The organism is Haloferax larsenii, from assembly GCF_024730625.1.
In the GTDB taxonomy this organism is placed as follows: Archaea; Halobacteriota; Halobacteria; order Halobacteriales; family Haloferacaceae; genus Haloferax; species Haloferax larsenii.
Genome location: NZ_CP078063.1, coordinates 2,261,677 through 2,283,103 on the forward strand (window position 1 = coordinate 2,261,677; position 21,427 = coordinate 2,283,103).

Below are 21,427 nucleotides of genomic sequence, written 5' to 3' on the forward strand. Positions count from 1 at the left end.
CGTGGGTGGCGGTCACTCCATGTGCCGAACCACGTCGAAGAACTCTTCTCTGAATCGCTCCGGGTCGATGACGTCGCGGAGCGCGGCGGCCGTCTCCTCGTCACCGCCGCCGACTTCGCGCGGGTACGCGCCTCCCGTCAACAAGAACTCACCGTCGACCGGCGTCACTGCGACGTAGGCGTCGGCGAGGAGGTCGACGCCGTTTACGGTGACAGTTGCAGTGTAGTGGACGACTTCGGCCTCGCCGTCGTCGACAGCCAGTGTCCGCGAGTCGACGCGTTGGATATCGGAAAACCCGCGGTCGCGGAGACGCGATTTGAACTCGGTGGTCGCACCGTTTCGGACGAGTCGCGTGAGCGCCGCCGACGGCGGGGTCCGGGGGCGAATCACGAGCCGACTCGCAAAGAGGAACCGCCACGTGTCGTCTCCGGCCTCCGGCACCCGCGACCGAATCGCGTCGTCTTCGTAGACGACGGTCCTCGCGGTGACGCGAACGAGACCGAACTGGAACAGTCGGTCGGTCGATTCATCGACGCGGACCCAGCCATCGAGCGCGGGAAGTGTCGGCGAGGCTAGCGAATCGGCCATACCCCGCGTACGGACGGCGGGGAGAAAAAGACGTGCCGCTCAGTGGTCGTCTTCGCGCCACTTGTGGTCGCACTCGACACACGTGAAGAAGCGCGTCTCGGACTCGTCGGCCGAGCGAATCTGCTTCATCTCGTAGCGGGCGACGTCGTGGCCGCACTCCGGACAGATAGCCGTCGTCGTCGGGCCGATATCGGCGTTGTCGACGTCGGACATATCGACGACTTCGCTCGACTCTTGGCCCTCTGTCGTGACCATCGTCTTTTCTTTCTCGCTGTCGCGCGCTTTCTCGTGGCCGTTCGGACAGACCCAGACGCCGTCCTGAGGCGTCATCAGGGACCCACAGTCGTCGCAGAACTCCATGATAGTACGTCCTACCGCTTGAGGCACTTAAGCAACTGGGTTACGTCGCCGAAGAAGGGGTGTGGTGGGTCGGTCTAATTCGGGGACTGCGGTCGGTTCAGGCGTCGCCGTCCGACTGGCCCGGCTCACCGAGCGCCGTTATCGGCATCGCGTTGTGTAACTCGTAGTAGAGGTCCATCGGGTCTGCGAACTCGTCTGTGACACAGTCACGGATGAGCCCCCCGAGGTCGGCGTCGCCGTCGGCCATGAGGACAGTCACACCGTCGAACGCGCTCGCAGCCTCGCGTCGTTCGACTGGGTACGAGATGTCCCGTAGGGCAGTTCGGAGGTGGCTCAACTTGATAGTATTATTCATTATTGTTTGTTATACTTGGAACAGCTTAGTCATTACATGACACATGATAGCACATAACGTTTAAAACAGAAGAGGGAGATGTGTGGTGGGCAGACGTGCTATCGGCCGTGATAGACGGCGTGTAGGGTTTATTATCCGTGTTTTCATGCGCTCGGGTACGTATGCAGGGAGCGGAAACACAGGCAGGGCAGGAGTGGAAACCCAGCGGCTCACTGACGGAAGCGGAGCGTCTCGAAGCGGAGCGGGACCACTGGAAAGGACTGTTCGAGGACCTCGTCGAGCACTTCCCCGAACCGATAATCAACGTCGACGCCGAGGGGCACCTCACGCATATCAACGCGAAGGCGGCCGAGACGTACGAACTCGACCGGGAGGCGGATATCGGAAAACGCGGTATCGACGCGTTCGGAACCAAAGGTAAAGACGAGATTCTCGCGACGACCATCGCCCGAACGGACAGTGTCGTCCACGAAGACGACTTCCGCGGCGTCCCAACGTCCGAGGGGACGGTTTGGGTTCGAGCGATGGGCGTACCGCTGCACGCGCCAAATGGTGAGGTCGTCGGCGCGCTCGAACTGACGACCGACGCGACCGACATCGTCGAGAAGAACCAGCAGATGTCCGAAGCCCAGGAACAACTCTCCGAAGAGGTCACTGCGTCTATCGGCCGGGCCATGACCTCAGCCGACGAGGTGTCCGACAGCGTCACCGCGGCCCGAGAGATTGCGGCACAGCAAGCGGATGCGATGGAAGAGGTCTCCGGCGAAGTCGGCTCACTGTCTGCGACGGTCGAAGAAATCGCCGCCAGCGCCGACGAAATCAACAAACAGAGCACGGAAGCCCAACAGCTCGCAGCGGAGTCCCGCGAAGACGGCGAAGTGGCTGCGGAGGCGATGGACCGCGTCGCAGAGGGCGGCGAACACGTCGCCGACCGCACGCACGAACTCGCCGAGCACATCGAGGAGATCGGCGACATCATCGAAGTCATCAACGACATCGCCGACCAGACCAACATCCTCGCGCTCAACGCCAACATCGAAGCGGCACGGGCGGGCGAAGCCGGGTCGGGATTCGCGGTCGTCGCAGACGAGGTGAAGTCGCTCGCGAACGAAGTCCAAGCCGAGTCCGAACGCATCGAGGAGATTATCAGCGAGACTCGTGAGGACGCGACGGAGACCGTCGAGGGTATCGAGTCGCTTACCGAAGACGTACAGGACAGTGCCGACCGCATCGACACGCTCATCGAAAACCAAGACGAGATTGCCGCGACGATTCGGGAGGCTGCGACGGGTATGGACGATATCGCCAACGCGACCGACGACCAAGCGGTTCGGACCGAAGAGGTCGCCAGCATGGTCGACAGCGCCTCGAAACAGGCCACCGAGGTCCAAGAAGAGACCGCGAGAGCAGTTTCGGCCAACGACACGCAAATCGAAGTCGTCGCCGACATCTCCGAATCGGTCCGACAACTCAAGTCGACGATGGCGACCATGGACGACGACTGAGTACACGATTGAATCGGCCACTCAGCCCCAATCATCACAATTAATTCACGACCTGTAGCGACAATTACCGCAAGCGGAAGCTGCTATCAGTCGTGATATTCTGCGTGAAGGATTTTTAAACTGAGTTTTTATTTTCTCTGACACGTATGCAGAGACAGGCAGCACGGGCTGAACTCGCGTGGGAGCCGGACGACTCGCTAACCGAACCAGAGCGACTCGAAGCAGAACGTGACTTCTGGAAAGGGTTGTTCGAGCAAGTCGTCGCCGACATCCCCGAACCGGCGTTCGTCGTCAACGACGAAGGCCGACTCACACACATCAACGACCTCACGTTCGAGCGGTACGGACTCGACGAGAACGACTACGGAAAACGCGGTATCGAGGCGTTCGGAACCAAGGGCAAAGACGAGATTCTCGCAGAGACGATTGCGCGGACCGACCAGGTCATCCGCGAAGACGACTTCCGCGAAGTGCCGACCGAAGACGGGTCGCTTTGGAATCGGTCGATGGGGCTTCCCCTTCACGCACCCGACGGCGAAGTCGTCGGCGCGCTCGAACTCACGCCCATCACGACCGACGTCGCTCGGAAGAACAAACAGATGGCCGAAGCACAGGAACACCTCTCTGAGCAGATTTCCGGTGCTATCGACCAGGCGATGGCCTGCACGGACGAAGTGTCCGACAGCGCCACCGCGGCACGAGAGATTGCGGCACAGCAAGCGGACGCGATGGAAGAAGTCTCCGACGAAATCGGCTCGCTGTCCGCGACGGTCGAAGAAATCGCCGCCAGTGCAGACGAAATCAACAAACAGAGCACGGAAGCCCAGCACCTCGCAGAGGAGTCCCGCGAAGACGGTGAAGCCGTGTCCGAAGCGATGGACCGCGTTGCGGAGGGCGGCGAGCACGTCGCCGACCGCACGCACGAACTCGCCGAACACATCGAGGAGATTGGCGACATCATCGAGGTCATCAACGACATCGCCGACCAGACCAACATCCTCGCGCTCAACGCCAACATCGAAGCCGCCCGCGCAGGGGACGCGGGTGCCGGATTCGCGGTCGTCGCTGACGAGGTGAAGTCGCTCGCGAATGAAGTCCAAGCCGAGTCCGAACGCATCGAGGAGATTATCATCGAAACCCGCGAGGACGCGACGGAGACCGTCGAGGGAATCGAATCGCTCACCGAGGACGTCCGCGACAGTTCAGCGCGCATCGACACGCTCATCGAAAACCAAGACGAGATTGCCGCGACGATTCGGGAGGCTGCGACGGGCATGGACGACATCGCCAACGCGACCGACGACCAAGCAGTACGAACCGAAGAGGTCGCGAACATGGTCGACAACGCGGCCAAGCAGGCGGTCGACGTACAGGAAGAGACCAGAAACGTCGCCGCGGCGAACGACACGCAGGTCGAAGTCGTCGCCGACATCTCCGAATCGGTTCAGGAACTCGAATCGACGCTCGGAACGCTCGACGACTGAGCGATTCGACGTCTCTTACTCGAAGTCCGGGTCGCGTTTTTCGACGAAGGCGTCCATCCCTTCGCGCTGGTCGTGGGTTCCGAAGAGACCGCTCCAGACGCGTGCTTCGTATTCGAGGGCGGCCTCGCGCGGTGCTTCGTGCGACATGTTGATTGCGGCTTTCGCACCCTGCAGCGCGTGGCGAGGCTTCGCTGCGAGTTCCGCCGCGAGTTCGGCGACGTGCGAGTCGAGTTGGTCGTGGGCGACGACTTCGCCGACGAGACCGTGTTCGTGCGCGTCGCTCGCGTCGATTCGCTCCCCGAAGTAGATGAGTCGGCGCGCGATTTCGTCGCCGACGAGTTTCGGCAGTCGGACACTGCCGCCCCACCCAGGCATGATTCCGAGGTCGATTTCGGTCTGTCCGAGGACGGCGCGCTCGGAGGCGACGCGCAGGTCGCAGGCGAGTGCGAACTCCATGCCACCACCGAACGCGTAGCCGTTGATAGCCGCGATGGTCGGGGCGGGGAACGTCTCGATGCGCGAGGCGATTCGGTGGCCCTGCTCGGCGTACTCCTGTGCGGCCGGTGTGTCGATGTCCTTCATGTAGCTGATGTCGGCACCGGCGATGAACGCCTTGTCACCCGCTCCGGTGAGGACGAGTACGCGCGCACCCTCCGCTTCGGCCTCGTCGAGCGCCTCTTCGAGCGCGTCGAGCGTGTCCGTGTTGAGCGCGTTCATACTGTCCGGGCGGTCGATGACGAGGGTTGCCACGTCGCCGTCCCATTCGAGTCGAAGTGTTTCCCAGCTCATACGAGTGCGGACGAAGGGCGGCGGGATAATAATTAACGTTCACCGGAGAACCGAAACCCGTCTCGAACAACGTTATATCCCGTCCGTCGAATCGTGCGAATATGACGCTCTCCGATGAGGCCACAGAACGCCTCGCCGACATCGTTCGCCTGCAGCCGACGAAGAACAAGGAGCTTCAGGAGCGATGGGACCTCGAAAGCGGGAGTGAGGTCCACCAGTATCTCGAATCCGAACTGAAGGACTACTACTACCGCGACGACAACAGCCTCATCCGCGCCACGGCCGAGGCGGCGGAACTCGTCGGCGTCGACCCCGGCGTCGAAAGCGACGGCGACGAGGAATCGGTTCCGAGCGTCATCCGCGTCCCCACGCTCGAAGCGCGCGTCTTTCAGGTCGTCGCCGGTCCGGACGAGCGCTCCGAGAGCGTCGTCAGCGTCCTCAACAAAGTCCGCGAGGAGTTCGACATCGACCCCGATGTGGACGACGTTCGGCGGGCGCTCCAGAGCCTCCGCCGGAAGGGAGTCGTCGAGGTCATCTACCGGACCGTCCCCACGTTCCGACTCGCCGTCGAGCGAGACGAGGTCGACGTGGAAATCGTCTAATCGGCGGGTTCCATCAATCGTCTACTCGGCAGATACCGTCAATCGTCTACTCGGCAGATACCATCAATCGTCTACTCTGACGGTTCCATCCGCTCCCGTTCGCGCTCGCGGCGCGCACGGAGCAACTCTCGCAGCCCCTTCCCCGGCCCGCCCTCGATAGGCCAGCCGTTCATCCGCCACGCCGGAGGCTCGGGCTCGAACGCCGAACACGAGTGGGCGCACTCGCGTTGGCTCTGAAAACAGTCTTTTGCGGCACATCGCGGGACGAGCGCCATGCCTCGGCGCGCGAGTTCGAAGTGCCGACAGTCGGGGCGCATGGTATCGACGTAGCTCCGCCAGCCGCGGTCGTAGGCTCGCTCTGCGAGGACGAGGCGGCGGCGCGCGTCGTCAGGGTCGGGCGTGAGTGTGCTCGGGTGCCACAGCACGTCCATCGTCCCGTCGTCGTCGAGCGAGAGGATACCGACTTCGACCGGGAGGTCTTCGAGCAGTGCCGGTTCGACCCGGTCGCCGGTCGCTTCGGTCGCGACCCACACCTCGTCGGCGAGGCCGCGTTCGACGTCGTGTTCGAGTTGGTCGGCCAGTGCGCGGGCGGCGCTGGCGTCGAGGTCCGGTTTGTTCTCGATGGCGACGATTCGTTCGACCCAGTCGGGATACGGAGCGGTCTGTCGGTACTCGACGCGGTTCCGGCTTCCGCGACGCTTCTCGACCACGCCGCGTCCCGCGGCGCGGTGGACCGCCGGGACGACGTGCCGCCACGGAAAGTCGGGTTTCGGAATCGCGTCCCGATACCACTGCCAGTCGGCGGGTGCGTGGCGCATGACCCGCAGGAGGTCGGAGTCGAAGCCATCCGTCGAGAGGGCGCGGCGCGCGGCGAACGCGTCGGGGTCGACTTCGACGACGACGGTGTCCCATCGTCTGTCGCGCGTCCCGAGTTGTCGCGCGACGAAGGCCGGGCGCGGCCCGTCGGGGTGCCACGCGCGCTCCGCCCAGCGACAGACTCGAAGCTCGAAGGCGAACTCCGGGTCGCGGTCGGCGCTCTCGGTCACAGTGAAGCGTCTCCGTGCGTTCGTGAAGGTATTTCGGTCACGGAGTTACGGCTCACCAGTCAGAGAGCAGTGGCTGGCCGCAGGTGCGAACCGTTCGCCGCCAACACGGTGCCGACGACCCTATTTCAGGTACTTGTGCTGGCCTTCGTTCTTCGCCGCGAGGTGGTCGAGAAAGTCGTGTGCTTGCTCGAGGATGTCGCGCGGGCCGTCTTGGGTAATCGTGTTGATGGCCTGTTCGTAGTCGCGCCACTGAAGGTCGCGGTGTTCGGTCGAGAGCTCCGCGGACGCCTCGAACGAGTGTGCGATGAACAGGTGCACCGTCTTGTGGATGGTCGTGCCGTTCGCTTCGAAGACGTAGTCGTAGTCTTCGCGGAAGCCGTCGATGAGGCGGAAATCTGCTATTCCGGCCTCCTCTTTGACTTCCCTGATTGCCGTTTGCTGGAGCTCCTCGTCCCCTTCGACCCCGCCTTTGGGGAATTCCCAGTCCCCAGGACGGCTCTTCAGGAGTAAGTACTCCCTCCGGCCGCGGGTGTCGCGGAAGAGGATGGCACCAGCGCTTACCGCTTCGACTGCCATTACCCGAGATAAACGTGCCACCGTTTAAGAGGGTATCGGAGAATTACCCCCGCCGTGACATGGTCGTTCGTGCAGAACCGAATCGAGTCGGCCCAACCACGCGCACGTGTAGATGCGTTTTTACCGTCGGAGCAACCAAGAACGTGGTAGTACCCAGCTATGACCTTCGTCACGAAACTCACCTTTCAAAGCGGTGATAAGGCCGTCCTCGACAGAGTCGTCGGCAACCTCAAATCACTCATCGAAAAGAAGGGCGCGGAGTGCCGCGGCCCGCACGCCGACCAACCAGAGCGCACGAACGTCCCCCAGTATCGCACGCTCCAACCGGGAGACCAGTTCCCCGCGTGGAACTACACAGTCTACACGCGGCGACTGGAGATTCACGGCGCAGACCAAATCGCCCGCCAAGTGAGCGAGCGGGACTACCCCGACAGCGTCCACATCGAAATCGAACTCGAACAGAAGAAACCGCTCGGCCACCGCCGTAACTGACGTCGGCGCGGCCGACCGCGAGCGCGTCTCGACGCGGGTCTTCGCTTTTCGTCTCTCTTTCGTTCGTCTTGTCACGAGGTAGCAACCGTCGGTGCGTCACGGCGCAGACGATATCGAATTCGCCAGCGACGCCACTGGCGAGCGCAGTGTCCAAAAAACGAGGTGGGTCGGCTCAGAACTCGCCGAGGAATTCGACGATTTCGGCAGTGCCGACGTGATTTTGGTCGTCGAACGACGTGACCTTCAAGCGGACTTTCGTTTCGACGTCGACCTCGGTGTCCCCCTCGATTCGGAGCACCGAATCACCGATTCGGGACGAGACTCCCTCGCCGTCGCTGTGGGTGACGAACGCCGTGATGACGTCGCCGGGTTCGAACGACGGCGTCGCGGTGCGGAACGTCCAGCCTGCGAGGAGTTTTCCGAGTCGGCTCATACGCGACTCACCTCCTCAGACGTGCGGTCGGAGACGTATTCGCGGCCGTAGCCGGTCCACGCGGCCACGAGGAACACGGCCACGAGGAACCAGCCGTGGAACACGTACGGCCAGACGGACGCGGGGTTCACCAGCATCTCTTGGGTGAACCACGGCGTGCCGTTCCCGCCGACGAGCCCTTGCATGGCACCGAAGCCAGCGAGCAGGCCACCACCCCACGGGAAGATGTACCCGAGCGCGGACGTGTTGGCGTCGAGGATGTTGGCACGACGGTAGCCGTTGATGTTGAAGCGCTTGCCGAGCGTGGCGATGTACGGCGCGATAGCGATTTCGGCTGCCGTGTTGATTGTGACCGTCGCGTTGACGAGCGCCGTCCCGAGGACCATCGTGGTCTCGGCGCGGCGGACGGTGGTCGCGACACGGTCGATGAGCAGTTCCTGAATCGCGTCGAAGCCGCCACCGGCGCGCATGATTTCAGCGCCAGCGACGAGCAGGAGCGTCAGCACGATGAGCGGGAAGAAGCCCGCGGCACCGGAGTAGATGCTCCCGCCGACGCCAGCCTGTCCACCCGGAACGGTTTCGACGACCGCGCCGATGAGCGGAAGCGCATCGACAGCCTGCGTCAGGCCGTTTTGCGGGGCCCGGAACAGAAGCATGCTCGCGGCCGAAACGTCGATGAGGTCCGCGGCACCGAGTGCGACGTTGAACACCGCCGCGGCGATGAGTCCCCACGAGATGGCTTCGATGATGTGGCGACCGCGAACCGCGAGGACGATGACGATGGCGATGTCGAGGAGGTGAACGAGACCCCACGCCGACACCGTGGCATCGACTTGCCCGGTAACGTTCGCGTGCGGCATCCCACTCACGACGCCGGGGATTCCGAACCCGGCGGCGAGGTAGGCCGCGATTGCGAGCGCCGCCGCGACGACGGCGTACTTCACGCGGGACGCGACGACGCCACCGATGTCGGCGTCTTGCGTCACAGCGGAGACGATTGTGGTGTCACTCACGGGTGCAAGGTTGTCACCGAAGACGGCACCCGACAGAATGGCACCGAACAGCAGCACTGGATTCGCGCCGAGGAGGAGCCCCGCGGGGAACACGAGACTCGTGAAGGCGATTGCGGTACCGTAGCCGGTGCCGATGCCCGTCGCGAGCAGCGCTGCGAGCAGGAACGTCACAGCCGGGAACAACCCGGGGCCGACGTTCAGCGCAGTCGCCGCCCAGACGAGGCCGTCGACGAAGCCGCCTACCTGAATCGTCTCTGCGAACATGCCTGCCCACAGCCACGCGACCACAGCAGTCGCAGCGACCCGACGGGTCATGCCCGCGAAGACGACGTCCGCGTAGTCCTTCCAATCTCCCCGGACGAACAGCAGTCCAACGATGAGTCCTGTCAGCATCCCCGCGACGAGGCCGGTCGTATCGCCGATTCCGAGGATACCGCTTTGGAAAATAGCCCAGGCGATGAAGAACGCGATGGGGAGCGCGCTAACGAGTCTCCCACCGCGGAAACTGAGCTCGATGTCCGGTTCTTCTGGCATCGTTTGTCAGACATTCACTGTGATATATAATAGGCACGAATTTCCTCTAACTATCTGTCTCGTATTTGAATTTTGCGTCATACTTTCCTTTCAGGTTAATTTTACCAGCGGTCGAGAGCGTTTATCTCCGTCCGGGGAGTGAGTCGGGGTATGAGTCACCAAGCGACGATGGACGACCTCATCGCGTTCCGGCGCGACCTCCACCAACATCCCGAACCCGCGTGGCGAGAGTTCTACACGACCGCTCGTATCGTCGACGAGTTAGAGACGCGCGACCTCGACGCGCTCTACGTCGGCCCGGAAATTCTCGGCACCGAGGAGCGAATGGCCGTCCCCGACGACGACGAACTCGACACGTGGTTCGAGCGTGCGCGTGCGGCCGGTGCCCGCGAAGATATCCTCGAACGCCTCACCGGCGGCTACACCGGCGCATTGGCCGTCTTCGAACGCGGCGAGGGACCGACAGTCGGCTTGCGTGTCGACATCGACGCGCTCCCAATCACCGAGTCCGACGAGGAGACACATCTGCCGACGGCCGAAGGGTTCCGCTCCGAGAACGAGGGGTTCATGCACGCCTGCGGGCACGACGCGCACGCGACAATCGGTCTCGGCGTCCTCGACGCCGTCCTCGACTCCGACTTCGAGGGAACGCTCAAGGTGTTCTTCCAACCGAGCGAGGAACGGGTCGCAGGCGGAAAGGCAGTCGTACAGGGCGGCCACCTCGACGACGTGGACGCCCTCCTCGCGGTCCACGTCGGCCTCGACCACCCGACCGGAGAGGTCGTCTGCGGTGTCGATGGCTTCCTCGCCGTCTCACACTTCCGCGCTGACTTCACCGGCGCGCCAGCCCACGCGGGCGCGAAACCAGAGGAGGGGAAGAACGCCAATCTCGCCGCGGCCGCGGCAACACAGAACCTCTACGGCATCTCTCGCCACTCCGACGGCGCGACTCGCGTCAACGTCGGCTTGATGGGCGGCGGCACTGCGACGAACATCGTCGCCGAAGAATCCTTCATCGAGGGCGAGGTTCGTGGTGAGACGACCGAACTCATGGAGTACATGGAAGACCGCGCCCACACCGTCATCGAATCGGCCGCCGCGATGTACGACTGCGAGGTCGACATCGGTGTCGAGGGCAAAGCACCCAGCGCCCGAAGCGACGAGGAACTCACGACGCTCGTCCGGTCGGTGAGCGAGAGTGTCGAGGGCGTCGACTCCATCCTCGACAGCGACGACCTCGGCGGCAGCGAGGACGCGACCTACCTCATGCAACACGTCCAAGACAACGGCGGCCTCGCGGCCTACGTCGGCGTCGGCACCGACCATCCGGGCGGCCACCACACCCGTACCTTCGACGTCGACGAAGAGACGATTCGTATCGCTATCGACGTTCTCTCGGGGAGTATCGAGCAAATCGCGGCCACGGACCCGCAGTCAGCCTGATAATTCACCGGCGGCGTGACGAACGGACCGCCAGCGGTTATTTGTCCCCCCCGTGCATAGCCGGCAGCGATGGGTGCCCGCCGAGGTGAACTGCTCGCAGACGCCGACCTTCGTCCCGCCGCTCTCGCCGTCGGCGTCGTCGCCGGGGCGGCTACGCTGCAGGTCGTGGTCTTTCCCGGCACGGCAGACACCTCGTGGCTTCGGTTCGCGGTCGAGATTCTGTTGGTCCCGCTTCCCCTCATCTGCTCGTTCGTCCTCACGACAATCAGAGACATTCAGACCGTCTGGCGACCACTCTACGCGGGAACCGTCCTCATCGGCGTGTACGCCGTGACCGACGCCCTCGACGAAGTGGTCACACAACCCGACGCGTTCGCCCTCGTCTTCGAAGATGGCGCACTCCTCCTCGGCGCGGGCGCGCTGGTCCTCGGGACGTACCGCTGGGTCGAGCGAAAACGCGCCTACGAAGCGGACCTCGAACGCCGAAACGAGCGACTCGACCAGTTTGCGTCGGTGGTGAGCCACGACCTACGCAACCCCCTGAACGTCGCACAGATGCGCCTCGAACTCGCCCGCGACGGTCACGGCACCGAACACCTCTCGACGGTCGCAGACGCACACGACCGAATGGAATCGCTCATCGAAGACGTGCTGCAACTCGCACGAAGCGGTGAGGCAGTGGGTAACACCGAGCCTGTCGGCCTGGCGACGGTCGCTGCAGACGCCGTCGCGAACACGAATCTCGACGCCGCCGCACTCACCGTCGAGGCCGACGTGGACCTCCAAGCGGACCCCGGGCGACTCACCGCCGTCTTCGAGAACCTCTTTCGGAACGCGCTGGACCACGGCGGCCCGGACGTGCAAGTTCGCGTCGGCCCGCTCGAAGACGGCTTTTTCGTCGAAGACGACGGGCCGGGCATCCCGCCGGAAGAGCGCGACCGAATCTTCGAATCCGGTTACTCGAACAACCCCGACGGGACGGGTCTCGGCTTGGCAATCGTCTCGGGCGTCGCGGAAGCCCACGGCTGGTCCGTCGAGGCGACGGCCGCAGAAAGCGGTGGCGCGCGATTCGAGTTCCGGAACGTGACGCTCGCGACCGAACTCAGTACTTCGGGTCCGCGCCAGTGACTTCGTAGATTTCGTCCATGATGCGGTCGCGTTCGTCCTGCCAGCCAGCGAGCGCACTCGGCCGCGTCGGGTAGCGGTCGTAGTGGGCCATCAGTTCGTCGGCGAGTCGCTTCACCTTGAAGAAGTTCCAAATCTGGCCCCAGTGGCCGTAACTCGACACGGCGGTCTGGAGGAGGAGCGCCGGGCTAAACGAGGTCGTCCCCGAGTAGAGCGCTTCGGCCAGGTTCTCGCCGGGTAGCGAGGCGATGAGACCCATCAGGTCGTCCACGTCGACGGCCGTCGAGAGGATGTTGTACACGTCGAGACTGGCGTAGCGACCGCCGAAGTGGTCCATGACGCGCTGGTTGTACCGCCAGAGCGTCTCTTCGGACACGTCGTCGTCTTCGAGCGCGACGATGGCTTGCTCGCCAGCGTAGGCTCCGGCGTAGGCCGCGCCGGCGATACCACCGCCGGTCGTCGGGTTGACGTGTGCTGCGGCGTCACCGACTGCCATATAGCCCGGTGCGGTGGCCGAGTCGTAGGGGCGGCGGGTCGGCAGTGCCGCGCCGAGTTTGTCGACGACTTCCGCGCCCTCGAACTCGGGACGGGCGCGCAGGTCCTTCTTCAGGTCGTCGACGAGCTTCATCGGCTCTTCTGTCATCTGGAAGCCCAGTCCGGCGTTGATTTCGGTCTCGGTGCGCGGGAAGTACCAGACGTAGCCGGCGGCGACGTCGGCCGGTTTGAACACCAGCGCGTCGGACCACTCGACGGGTTCGGGAACCTCGACGACTTCGCGGTAGGCAGAACAGAACTGCGAGTACGAGACGTTCGTGTCGAACGTCGCGTCCGAGAAGTCGACCTTGTCTTGGAGGAGCGAGAGCGCGCCCGCACCGTCGATGACGATGTCGGCGTCGTACTCGACGACCTCGCCGTCGTGCTTGGCTCGGATGCCGGTCACGACGCCGTCGTCGTCCTGTGTGACGTCCTGTACGACGGTGTCGTAGTGGAACTCGGCACCGGCCTCGTCTGCCCCCTCGATGATGAGACGGCCGTACTCCCAGCGGTCGATGACCGCGAGTTCACCGGGAACGGGAATGTCGAGGACCGTGTCTTCCTGTGGAATCTCGAACCGACCGTGGTCGACCTCGGTGTTCGTGAACGCGGGTTCGATTTGCGACTTCGGAATCGCGTCGGGGAAGGCGTCTGCGCCTTTCAGAGCGTCACCGCACGCGATGTGTCCTGCTTCCTCGGCGGACTTTCGCTCGACGACGGCGACGTCGTAGCCCGCGTTGGCGATGGTCGCAGCGGCGTAGCAACCGGAGGTTCCCGCGCCGACGACCACCACATCCACGGACTCTGTCCGTGGGTTCGCCGAGGAGTCCTCGGCGGTTTCGTTCTCGTCTGTGGACATGGTATCACCTCCATATCGTGGGCAGAAAACTCTTTACTCCCAATCTGTCCTTCTACAGAAAACGAAACACCGAACGGGGCGAGAAAATCGGACGACGACCGAACGTTAGCGGTTGTCTTCGCCCGTGTCGTAGTGTTCCCCGGCGGCCTGTGGGATGCGAGTGCGGCCGACGAGTGCGAGGATGACGATAACCGTGATGTACGGAATCGTCTGGATGAGCGAGTCGGGAATCGCATATCCCGGGACCTGCTGGAGGCGAATCTGGACGGCCTCCAGTCCGGCGAAGAGGAACGACGCGCCGAACGCGCCGAGCGGGTTGTAGTTCCCGAAGAGGTACGCGACGATGGCGATGAACCCCTTGCCGTTGACCATCGTCTGGTTGTTCCCGATGAACTGGCCGAGACCGAGCGACAGCGCCGACCCGCCGATACCGGAGAGGAACCCGGAGAGGAGCACGCCCGCGTAGCGGACGCGACTCACGTCGACACCCACGGTGTCGAGCGCCTTCGGGTTCTCACCGGACGCGCGGATGTGACGACCGAACGCCGTGCGGTTCAGCACGAACCACGACGCCGGAACCGCGACGAGCATCATGTACACCGCCGGGCCAGCGTCGAAGAGCGCGCCGAAGAACGGGATGTCCGAGAGGACGGGAATCGTCCACGTTCCGAGCGTCGTCCCCACGTTGTCGGTGTTGACGCCGCCGTAGTAGACCGTCGCCGCGAACGGTGCGAGACCGAGGGCGATGAGCCAGACGGCGAGTCCGGCGATGATTTGGTCCGCCTTGAACCGAATGCAGACCACGGCGAAGATGAGGGAGAACACGAGCGATGCGAGCACGCCCGCGAAGAAGCCGACCCAGATTGCCGGGAGACCGAGGATAGTCACACCGGGGCCGATGACGGCCGTCGTGATGACTGCCGTAAAGGCCGAGATGATGAGCAGGCCTTCCAGTCCGATGTTGATGACGCCGGCCTTCTCGGCGAAGATACCGCCGAGCGCGGCGAACGTAATGGGCACCGCGAGTCGCAGCGCCGACGAGAGCGTACTGCGACTGATGAGGATGCCCAGCAGGTCTGCCCAGATACTCTCGGGGAACACGAGGCCGAAGAATGCGATGAACGAGAACACCGCGATAGCCCCGGCAGCCAAGAGCATCCGATACGACAGTTCCGTGTCACGGAGTTGGTCGATGGTAGTCGTGCTCATTCGTCGTCACCTCCGAGGAGACTGCGGCCGCCGTCGGTCGCCACGGCGTCGTCGTCGGTTTCGAGGTTGATGCTCGACCCAATCATGCGGAAGAACTCCGGCATGGCGACGAAAAGGATGATGAGGCCGCGAAGGACCCCGACGAGTTGCTTCGGGACGCCCGTCCCGAACTGCACGGCGAGCGACCCGGACTTGAGCGTCCCGAACAGGAGCGCCGCCGGGACGATACCGAACGGGTTGTTGCCCGCGAGGATGGTGACGGTGATGCCGTCGAAACCGAGCGACGGGACACCGGCTTGCCACTTGCCCATGACCATGAGAACCCAGATAGCCCCGCCGATACCACCGAGGGCACCGGAGAGGAACATACTGGTGACGGTCGTGCGCTTGGCATCGACACCACCGTACTCGGCTGCCTCTGGCTGTTCACCGCTCGTCCGCAAGTCGTAGCCGAACGACGTCCGTTCGAGTAGATACCAGACAGCAACGACCAAGGCGAGACCGAATGCGAGCGCGAGAAGCGAGAAGTCACCGCCCTTGGGGAATGCGACCGGAAGCAACGTCCCCCAGTCGGGAAGCGGCGTCGTCTCGACGACTTGCGAGTCGGGGTTGCGGAAGAACTCGCTGACGAGGACGAACGCCACCTGTGCGGCGATGAAGTTCAGCATGATGGTCGTGATGACCTCGTTCGCGTCCGCGTAGGCTTTCAGTGCGCCCGGAATCGCGCCGTAGAGGCCGCCGACGAGCGCGCCGACGAGGATTGCAAGCGGAATCAGGATGAGGCCACCGAGGATTCCCGCCGGGAGGAACGGCGCGACGAAGAACGCGAACAGCGCCGTCGCGAGCGCGCCGAGGATGAGTTGTCCCTGCGTCCCGATGTTGAACAGCCCCGCGCGGAAGGCGACAGCGACCGAGAGGCCGGTGAAGATGAGGAGCGTCGTCTCCTTGAGCGTGAGCGCGAATCCGAAGTTCAGCGGGTTCCAGTTCGGGTTGAACAGTCCGGGAGCGTCCAAGAGGAACGGCCCACCGAGTGCGCCGTTGAACAACACGAGATACACTTCGACAGGGTCGTAACAGAAGCCGAGACCGAAGAAGGTCGCCGCCGCGGTCTGGCACGTGGCGACCCGGCCGGAGATGAGAACGATGACCGCGCCGACGACGACGGCCATGAAGAGCGCCGCGAAACTGATGAGAATACGTTCGACGGTCGAGGCATTCACGAGGCGACGGAGGACGGACTTTGCGCCGTTTCCGGCACTCATTGCGCGTCACCAACCGATGGGTTTGCGGTGTCTATCTCGGTGTCCGACCACCCGGGGCGCTCCCCGGCCATCAGGAGGCCAATCTCTTCTTCCGTCGTGTTTCGTGGGTCGACGATGTCCATGAGTTCGCCGTCGTGCATGACGCCGAGGCGGTCCGAAAGTCCCTGCACCTCGTCGAGTTTCGAGGAGATGAGAAGGACCGCCTTGCCCTGCTGTCGCAGGTCCAACAGTCGTTCGTGGATGAACTCCATCGCCCCGATGTCCACGCCGCGGGTCGGGTGGGTTGCGACGACGAAATCCGGTTCGCGTTCGAACTCACGTCCGACGATGAACTTCTGCTGGTTGCCGCCCGAGAACGACTCGGCGTCGGCGTCCGCGTGTGGCGGCCGCACGTCGTACTCGGAGATGATTCGTTCTGCGTGTCCGCGCGCGGTAGACCAGTCGATAGACCCACCGGACGAGAACTTCGAACTGTGCTGGCTGCCGAGGATGCCGTTCTGGACGAGGTCGAAGTCCATCACGAGGCCGCGTTCGTGGCGGTCCTCGGGGATGTACGCCATCCCGTCTTCGATACGGGAGCGACGGGATGCGCGTGTGATGTCGCGGCCCTTGTAGGTAATCTGCCCCGACGTGGGTTCGCGAAGCCCGGTAATCGTCTCGACGAGTTGCGACTGCCCGTTACCGTCGACGCCCGCGATACCGAACACCTCACCCTCGCGGATGTCGAACGACACGTCGGAGACCGCTTCGATACCGCGGTTGTCGTCGGCGTGGACGTTCTCGACCGAGAGGACCTGTTTGCCCGGTTCTCGGTGGGCGCTCTTGGGTTCGAGGAGGACCTCGCGGCCGACCATCAGTTCGGCGAGTTCCTCGTTGGAGGTCTCGTCCGCCTTCACCGTTCCCACGTTCTTCCCGTCGCGGAGGACGGTGATGTCGTCGGCGGCGTGCATCGCTTCGCCGAGTTTGTGGCTGATGAAGATAATCGTCTTGCCCTGCGCCGTCAGTTCCTCGAAGACTTCGAATAGCTCTTCGACTTCCTGTGGCGTGAGGACCGCGGTGGGTTCGTCCAGAATCAGAATCTCTGCCCCACGATAGAGTGCTTTCAGAATCTCGACGCGCTGTTGAACGCCGACACTCACGTCCTCGATGGTGTCGTCGGGGTTCACGTCGAATCCGTATCGTTGCGAGAGGTCGATGACCTCTTGGCGCGCGCGCTCCCGGTCGACCGTCGTCCCGAACCATTTCCGCGGCTCGTTGCCGAGGACGATGTTCTCGGCGACAGTCATGGGGTCGACCAGCATGAAGTGCTGGTGAATCATCCCGACGCCCGCCTCGATGGCGTCCGCTGGGGAGTCGAAGTCCCGCGGTTCACCGTCGACGTAGACGGTCCCCTCTGTGGGTTCATAGAGCCCGTAGAGGATGTTCATCAGCGTCGTCTTGCCGGCCCCGTTTTCACCCAGAAGTGCGTGCACCGTGCCGCGCTCGACGGTCAGGTCCACGTCGTCGTTCGCTACGACGCCGGGGAACCGTTTGGTGATTTCGTCGAGATGAACAGCGGTGCTCATCTTGCACACTTTTTCGGGGGGGTTTGCTTAAACTCGTGGGATTCGATTCGCCGCGGGACACCTCCACACGGTGTATCGAGGCGCTTCTTGGGCGATTTGGAATATTCACCAGTCGTGAATTACCAATTTATTGAAATATGAAAGCGGCAATAGTGTCTGGTTGTTGCGTCGCTCGACGACAGTATCAAAAAAACGACAGGTTCGGTGACGGAGTTACTCGGTCGTCGTCGGGACTTCGATGTCGCCGGCGATGATGGACTCACGGGACTCCGTGAGCGAATCCTTGACGTCCTGCGGAATCTCGGAGCCGAGTTGGGCACCGAAGACGGCGGCGACGCCGTCCTCTTCGAGTCCGAGCGTCGTGGTCGACCCACCGTTGAACTCGCCGTTGACGACGTTTTCGACGGAGGCGAACACGGGCGTCTCGACGCGCTTGACCATCGATGCGAGGATGACGTCGGCGTAGTTCGACTCGGTCTTCGACTGGTCGGAGTCGACACCGATAGCGAACTTGCCCTGTTCCTTCGCCGCCTGGAAGACACCGAGACCGGTCCCACCAGCAGCGTGGTAGACGATGTCCGCACCCTTGTCGTACATCGACGTGGCGATTTCCTTCCCCTTCGCGGAGTCGGAGAACGAACCAGCGTACGCGGTGTCGATGGTGATTTCCTCGTCAGCGTGCTTCACACCGGCCTCGTAGCCAGCCTGGAACTTGCGGATGAGCGGTGCGTCGACACCACCGACGAAGCCAACGCGCTTCTCGCCGGTCGTCGTCGCGCCAGCACCCGCGGAGAACTCCTGCGTCGTGAGCAGACCGGCCATGTAGCCGACCTGGAACGAACCCTGCTCTTCGCGGAACTTGTAACTCGCAACGTTCGGTTCGTCGACTTCGTCGTCGACGATCATGAAGTTCTGGTCCGGGAAGTTCGGTGCCGTCTCGGAGAGCGCAGACTTCTGCGCGAAGCCGATACACGACACGAGGTCGTAGTTCGGACTCGACGACTGCGCGAAGCGGCGCTGGAACTGCGGGAACTCCTCGGCCGCAGACGGCTGTGCTTCCTCGTAGGCGATGCCCAGTTCGGACTTCGCCTGTTCGATACCGCGCTTGGCCGCGTCGTTGAACGACTTGTCGCCGAGACCGCCGAGTGCGTAGACCATCCCCACGTTGGCTGCGGGACCGGACTCCTCGGTCGGCTGCTCGGTGGCCGTCGTCTCGTCGCCACCGTTGCCACCGGACTGCTCGGTGGTCGTCTGTTCGCTACCCTCGGACGGGCCGCCTGTACACCCTGCGAGGCCGGCGATACCCGCGACCCCTGCCGCTTTGACAAAAGAGCGTCTGTCCATGACTATTGTCTCCTATTGATACAGGGGCCGTGAAAATTGCATAAAGGTGTCGTTTCGGTATTCAGAGGATACAAGCCTCCTCGCTTACAAATTCGGCAAAACTAGAGCCTCGTTTGTGCCACCGTCACGCGATTTAGTCAGCCCGAGATTGGCCTCGACTACTCGGTGGTGGCTGAGGGACCCGTGACCGCTCAGGCGTTTGCGATTTCGTCTTCGACCACGGCAGTCACCGACTCGACGAGCGCGTCGACGTCGTCGGCTTCGGCGTAGACGCGGATGTACGGCTCCGTGCCCGACGGTCGAACCAGCGTCCACGACGCGTCGTCGAATTCGAGGCGAACACCGTACTCGGTATCGACCGACTCCGGCGACAGCGCCTCGGGGAGTGACGTTTCGAGGGCAGCCATCGCGACTGCCTTCTTCTCGTCCGGGCAGGAGACGCTCACTTTCCGGTAGGGGCGCTCCGTCACCGGCTCGCGCAGGCCATCGAGACCCGACTCGGCGACGAGTCGCGCGACGAGCGCGGCGGAGACGACGCCGTCTATCCAGCCGCCGAACGCCGGGTGGATGTGCTTCCACGGTTCGGCCGCGAAGACCACGTCACCGCCGTCGGCGCGGGCGCTTGCGATTCCCTCGTGGAGCGCACCGAGTCGGACGCGCTCGACGCGACCACCGGCTTCGCGGACGCGTTCGTCGATGCGGCCCGAGGCGTTCGGCGTCGTGACGACGACCGGGTCTTCAGCGTCACTCACGCGGACGTAGTGCGCCGCGACGATGGCGACGACCGTGTCTTCGTGGACCACGTCGCCCTCGCCGTCGATGATGACGATGCGGTCGGAGTCGCCGTCGTGCCCGATGCCGAAGTCGAAGTCGCCGTCGGCGACGAACGCACGGAGGTCAGACAGCGTCTCGGGCGTCGGCTTCGACTCGCGACCGGGGAAGTGCCCGTCGATTTGCGCGTTCAGCGTGACGACGTGTGCACCGAGGTCACGGAGCACCTGTGGCGTCCCGAGTGCGGACATTCCGTTGCCGCAGTCGACAGCGACGTTGAGACCGTCGAGGTCTGACCCGTGGTCCCGTGCGAAATCGACGATGGCGTCGCGGTAGTCGTCGAGCACGTCGGCAGCGCCGCTTTTCCCCCACTCGTCCCAGTCGGCGGCGGTGACACCGGCTTCGACGCGGGTTTCGATGTCGCGTTCGAGGTCGCGGTCGTACTCCTCGCCGTCGACGAACATCTTGATTCCGTTGTCGGTCGGCGGGTTGTGCGAGGCGGTCAACATGACGCCGCGTCGACCTTGGGAGGCGTATGCGAGCGCCGGTGTCGGGACGACGCCAACACGGACGACATCCGCACCGGCAGAGAGGAGACCCGCCTCGACTGCGGCGGCGAGACTTTCCCCACTCGTCCGGCCGTCACGGCCGACGACGAACTCGGCGGTGGCGTCCGATTCGAGTGCGGCTCGGCCGGCGGCGCGACCGACGTCGAGAGCGAGTTCCGGTGTGACTCGCGTCGTCACGCTGCCGCGAATCCCGGCAGTACCGAAGAGTTCCATACTCCAGCGTGGTGTGGGCCGCACTTAGATGCTGACGATTCGGGAGGCGCGTGCGAGGTGCAGGCACGGTTGGGATAGCTGAAGCGCGACCGCGTAGACGCCACGCCTTTTGTGTCGGCCGTCGAAGCACCGCTCATGAGCGAGAGTTCGCGTACCCGCGCACACGTGTACGTCTCAGGTCACGTCCAAGGCGTGTACTACCGAGCGACGACCCGAGACACCGCCCGCGACCTCGGCGTCGACGGCTGGGTGAAGAACCTCTCCGACGGCCGCGTCGAAGCCGTCTTCGAGGGGCCGCGCGACGACGTCGAAGAGATGGTTCGGTGGTGTCACGACGGGAGTCCGATGGCCAGCGTCTCCGACGTGGACGTGACCTACGAAGAACCGCAAGGCGAGACCGGATTCACCGTCGAGCGGTAGCTCACGTCAACGAATCGGCCAAATTATTCAAGCGGCCACCTCGCAGACGTGGCCGCATGAGCTTCCGGAGCGACACCCGTGGAATCGGCGTGATACAACTGTTCTTCACCGTCGTCTGTGGAATCGGGCTTGGTCTCTCGATTGGCACCGCATTTCTCATCATCCAAGGGCCGTTTCTCGGCGGCCCGACGCTCGACCCGTTCCCGATGATGGGCGCACTCGCCGCCTTCGTGGTCGGCATCGTCGTGTTGTCGTGGGGGACGACGCGGCTGTTCGGTATCGGTGGCGTGGCCGCCTGAGAGTCTAATCGAGACAGGACGTTCACAGGTCGATAGA

General features: G+C 63.6%; 22 protein-coding genes. 8 read left to right on the forward strand and 14 right to left on the reverse strand.

All coding sequences use genetic code 11. From position 1 onward, the window contains the following. Window positions 1-12: 12 nt before the first annotated feature. The 3 genes from KU306_RS11800 to KU306_RS11810 form a co-directional block, all read right to left on the reverse strand. On the reverse strand, window positions 13-588 hold the full coding sequence (locus KU306_RS11800) for a DUF6517 family protein (protein ID WP_258302023.1): 576 nt from the start codon (window positions 586-588) through the stop codon (window positions 13-15). 39 nt (window positions 589-627) lie between these two features. Beyond that, on the reverse strand, window positions 628-948 hold the full coding sequence (locus KU306_RS11805; protein ID WP_007539939.1) for a transcription factor S: 321 nt from the start codon (window positions 946-948) through the stop codon (window positions 628-630). A gap of 97 nt (window positions 949-1,045) precedes the next feature. Further along, entirely contained in the window at window positions 1,046-1,303 is a 258-nt protein-coding gene (locus KU306_RS11810) for a DUF5789 family protein (protein WP_258302024.1), read from the reverse strand. A 161-nt stretch (window positions 1,304-1,464) separates the two neighbouring features. Here KU306_RS11810 and KU306_RS11815 point away from each other — a divergent pair, with 161 nt between their 5' ends. Next, complete coding sequence (locus tag KU306_RS11815) at window positions 1,465-2,808, forward strand: methyl-accepting chemotaxis protein (RefSeq protein WP_258302025.1); 1,344 nt, start codon at window positions 1,465-1,467, stop codon at window positions 2,806-2,808. A 146-nt stretch (window positions 2,809-2,954) separates the two neighbouring features. Continuing rightward, window positions 2,955-4,292 (forward strand): methyl-accepting chemotaxis protein, encoded by a 1,338-nt coding sequence (locus KU306_RS11820; protein WP_258302026.1) that lies wholly within the window; start codon window positions 2,955-2,957, stop codon window positions 4,290-4,292. Window positions 4,293-4,307: 15 nt separating this feature from the next. Here the strand turns inward: KU306_RS11820 and KU306_RS11825 are convergent, their stop codons facing one another. Further along, window positions 4,308-5,081, reverse strand: coding sequence for an enoyl-CoA hydratase/isomerase family protein (locus KU306_RS11825; RefSeq protein ID WP_007539947.1), 774 nt, complete (start codon window positions 5,079-5,081; stop codon window positions 4,308-4,310). A 101-nt stretch (window positions 5,082-5,182) separates the two neighbouring features. Between KU306_RS11825 and KU306_RS11830 the strand changes: the two genes are divergently transcribed. After that, the gene (locus KU306_RS11830; RefSeq protein ID WP_007539948.1) at window positions 5,183-5,683 is read left to right on the forward strand and encodes a DUF5797 family protein; all 501 of its coding nucleotides are present in this window, start codon (window positions 5,183-5,185) and stop codon (window positions 5,681-5,683) included. 71 nt (window positions 5,684-5,754) lie between these two features. Here KU306_RS11830 and KU306_RS11835 read toward each other — a convergent pair whose 3' ends face one another. Both KU306_RS11835 and KU306_RS11840 read right to left on the reverse strand, forming a co-directional pair. Continuing rightward, window positions 5,755-6,729 (reverse strand): DUF5787 family protein, encoded by a 975-nt coding sequence (locus KU306_RS11835; protein ID WP_258302027.1) that lies wholly within the window; start codon window positions 6,727-6,729, stop codon window positions 5,755-5,757. Window positions 6,730-6,849: 120 nt separating this feature from the next. Then, complete coding sequence (locus tag KU306_RS11840; RefSeq protein ID WP_007539952.1) at window positions 6,850-7,305, reverse strand: bis(5'-nucleosyl)-tetraphosphatase; 456 nt, start codon at window positions 7,303-7,305, stop codon at window positions 6,850-6,852. A gap of 159 nt (window positions 7,306-7,464) precedes the next feature. On the opposite strand from KU306_RS11840, the gene KU306_RS11845 reads away from it, so the two are divergent. Then, window positions 7,465-7,797 carry an uS10/mL48 family ribosomal protein gene (locus KU306_RS11845; protein ID WP_007539954.1) on the forward strand — a complete coding sequence of 111 codons (333 nt, stop codon included), beginning with the start codon at window positions 7,465-7,467 and terminating at the stop codon, window positions 7,795-7,797. 172 nt (window positions 7,798-7,969) lie between these two features. On the opposite strand, the gene KU306_RS11850 is transcribed toward KU306_RS11845, so the two are convergent. Beyond that, complete coding sequence (locus KU306_RS11850) at window positions 7,970-8,230, reverse strand: DUF7513 family protein (protein ID WP_007539956.1); 261 nt, start codon at window positions 8,228-8,230, stop codon at window positions 7,970-7,972. Then, a complete protein-coding gene (locus tag KU306_RS11855) occupies window positions 8,227-9,777 on the reverse strand; it encodes a Na+/H+ antiporter NhaC family protein (protein ID WP_007539958.1) in 1,551 nt (516 codons plus the stop codon). Before KU306_RS11855 ends, KU306_RS11850 begins: the two co-directional genes overlap by 4 nt. Window positions 9,778-9,927: 150 nt before the next feature. Here KU306_RS11855 and KU306_RS11860 point away from each other — a divergent pair, with 150 nt between their 5' ends. Both KU306_RS11860 and KU306_RS11865 read left to right on the forward strand, forming a co-directional pair. Further along, complete coding sequence (locus KU306_RS11860; RefSeq protein WP_258302028.1) at window positions 9,928-11,220, forward strand: amidohydrolase; 1,293 nt, start codon at window positions 9,928-9,930, stop codon at window positions 11,218-11,220. 69 nt (window positions 11,221-11,289) lie between these two features. Next, window positions 11,290-12,348, forward strand: a complete 1,059-nt coding sequence (locus KU306_RS11865) for a sensor histidine kinase (protein WP_074792482.1) — start codon at window positions 11,290-11,292, stop codon at window positions 12,346-12,348. On the opposite strand, the gene KU306_RS11870 is transcribed toward KU306_RS11865, so the two are convergent. The 6 genes from KU306_RS11870 to KU306_RS11895 form a co-directional block, all read right to left on the reverse strand. Continuing rightward, window positions 12,323-13,738, reverse strand: coding sequence for a geranylgeranyl reductase family protein (locus KU306_RS11870; protein WP_258302029.1), 1,416 nt, complete (start codon window positions 13,736-13,738; stop codon window positions 12,323-12,325). The genes KU306_RS11865 and KU306_RS11870 overlap by 26 nt on opposite strands. A 105-nt stretch (window positions 13,739-13,843) precedes the next feature. Continuing rightward, window positions 13,844-14,947 carry an ABC transporter permease gene (locus tag KU306_RS11875; RefSeq protein ID WP_258302030.1) on the reverse strand — a complete coding sequence of 368 codons (1,104 nt, stop codon included), beginning with the start codon at window positions 14,945-14,947 and terminating at the stop codon, window positions 13,844-13,846. Further along, window positions 14,944-16,209, reverse strand: coding sequence for an ABC transporter permease (locus KU306_RS11880; RefSeq protein ID WP_258302031.1), 1,266 nt, complete (start codon window positions 16,207-16,209; stop codon window positions 14,944-14,946). Before KU306_RS11880 ends, KU306_RS11875 begins: the two co-directional genes overlap by 4 nt. After that, the gene (locus KU306_RS11885) at window positions 16,206-17,774 is read right to left on the reverse strand and encodes an ABC transporter ATP-binding protein (protein WP_007539969.1); all 1,569 of its coding nucleotides are present in this window, start codon (window positions 17,772-17,774) and stop codon (window positions 16,206-16,208) included. The genes KU306_RS11880 and KU306_RS11885 overlap by 4 nt, the downstream gene beginning before the upstream one ends. 213 nt (window positions 17,775-17,987) lie before the next feature. Beyond that, window positions 17,988-19,118, reverse strand: a complete 1,131-nt coding sequence (locus tag KU306_RS11890; protein ID WP_007539971.1) for a BMP family lipoprotein — start codon at window positions 19,116-19,118, stop codon at window positions 17,988-17,990. Window positions 19,119-19,309: 191 nt separating this feature from the next. After that, entirely contained in the window at window positions 19,310-20,671 is a 1,362-nt protein-coding gene (locus KU306_RS11895; RefSeq protein WP_258302032.1) for a phosphopentomutase/phosphoglucosamine mutase, read from the reverse strand. A 135-nt stretch (window positions 20,672-20,806) separates the two neighbouring features. On the opposite strand from KU306_RS11895, the gene KU306_RS11900 reads away from it, so the two are divergent. Both KU306_RS11900 and KU306_RS11905 read left to right on the forward strand, forming a co-directional pair. Then, window positions 20,807-21,091: an acylphosphatase gene (locus tag KU306_RS11900; protein WP_049918583.1), complete on the forward strand. Its 285-nt coding sequence runs from the start codon at window positions 20,807-20,809 to the stop codon at window positions 21,089-21,091. Between the two features lie 56 nt (window positions 21,092-21,147). After that, the gene (locus KU306_RS11905) at window positions 21,148-21,390 is read left to right on the forward strand and encodes a DUF8132 family protein (RefSeq protein WP_258302033.1); all 243 of its coding nucleotides are present in this window, start codon (window positions 21,148-21,150) and stop codon (window positions 21,388-21,390) included. The last annotated feature ends 37 nt before the right edge of the window (window positions 21,391-21,427 follow it).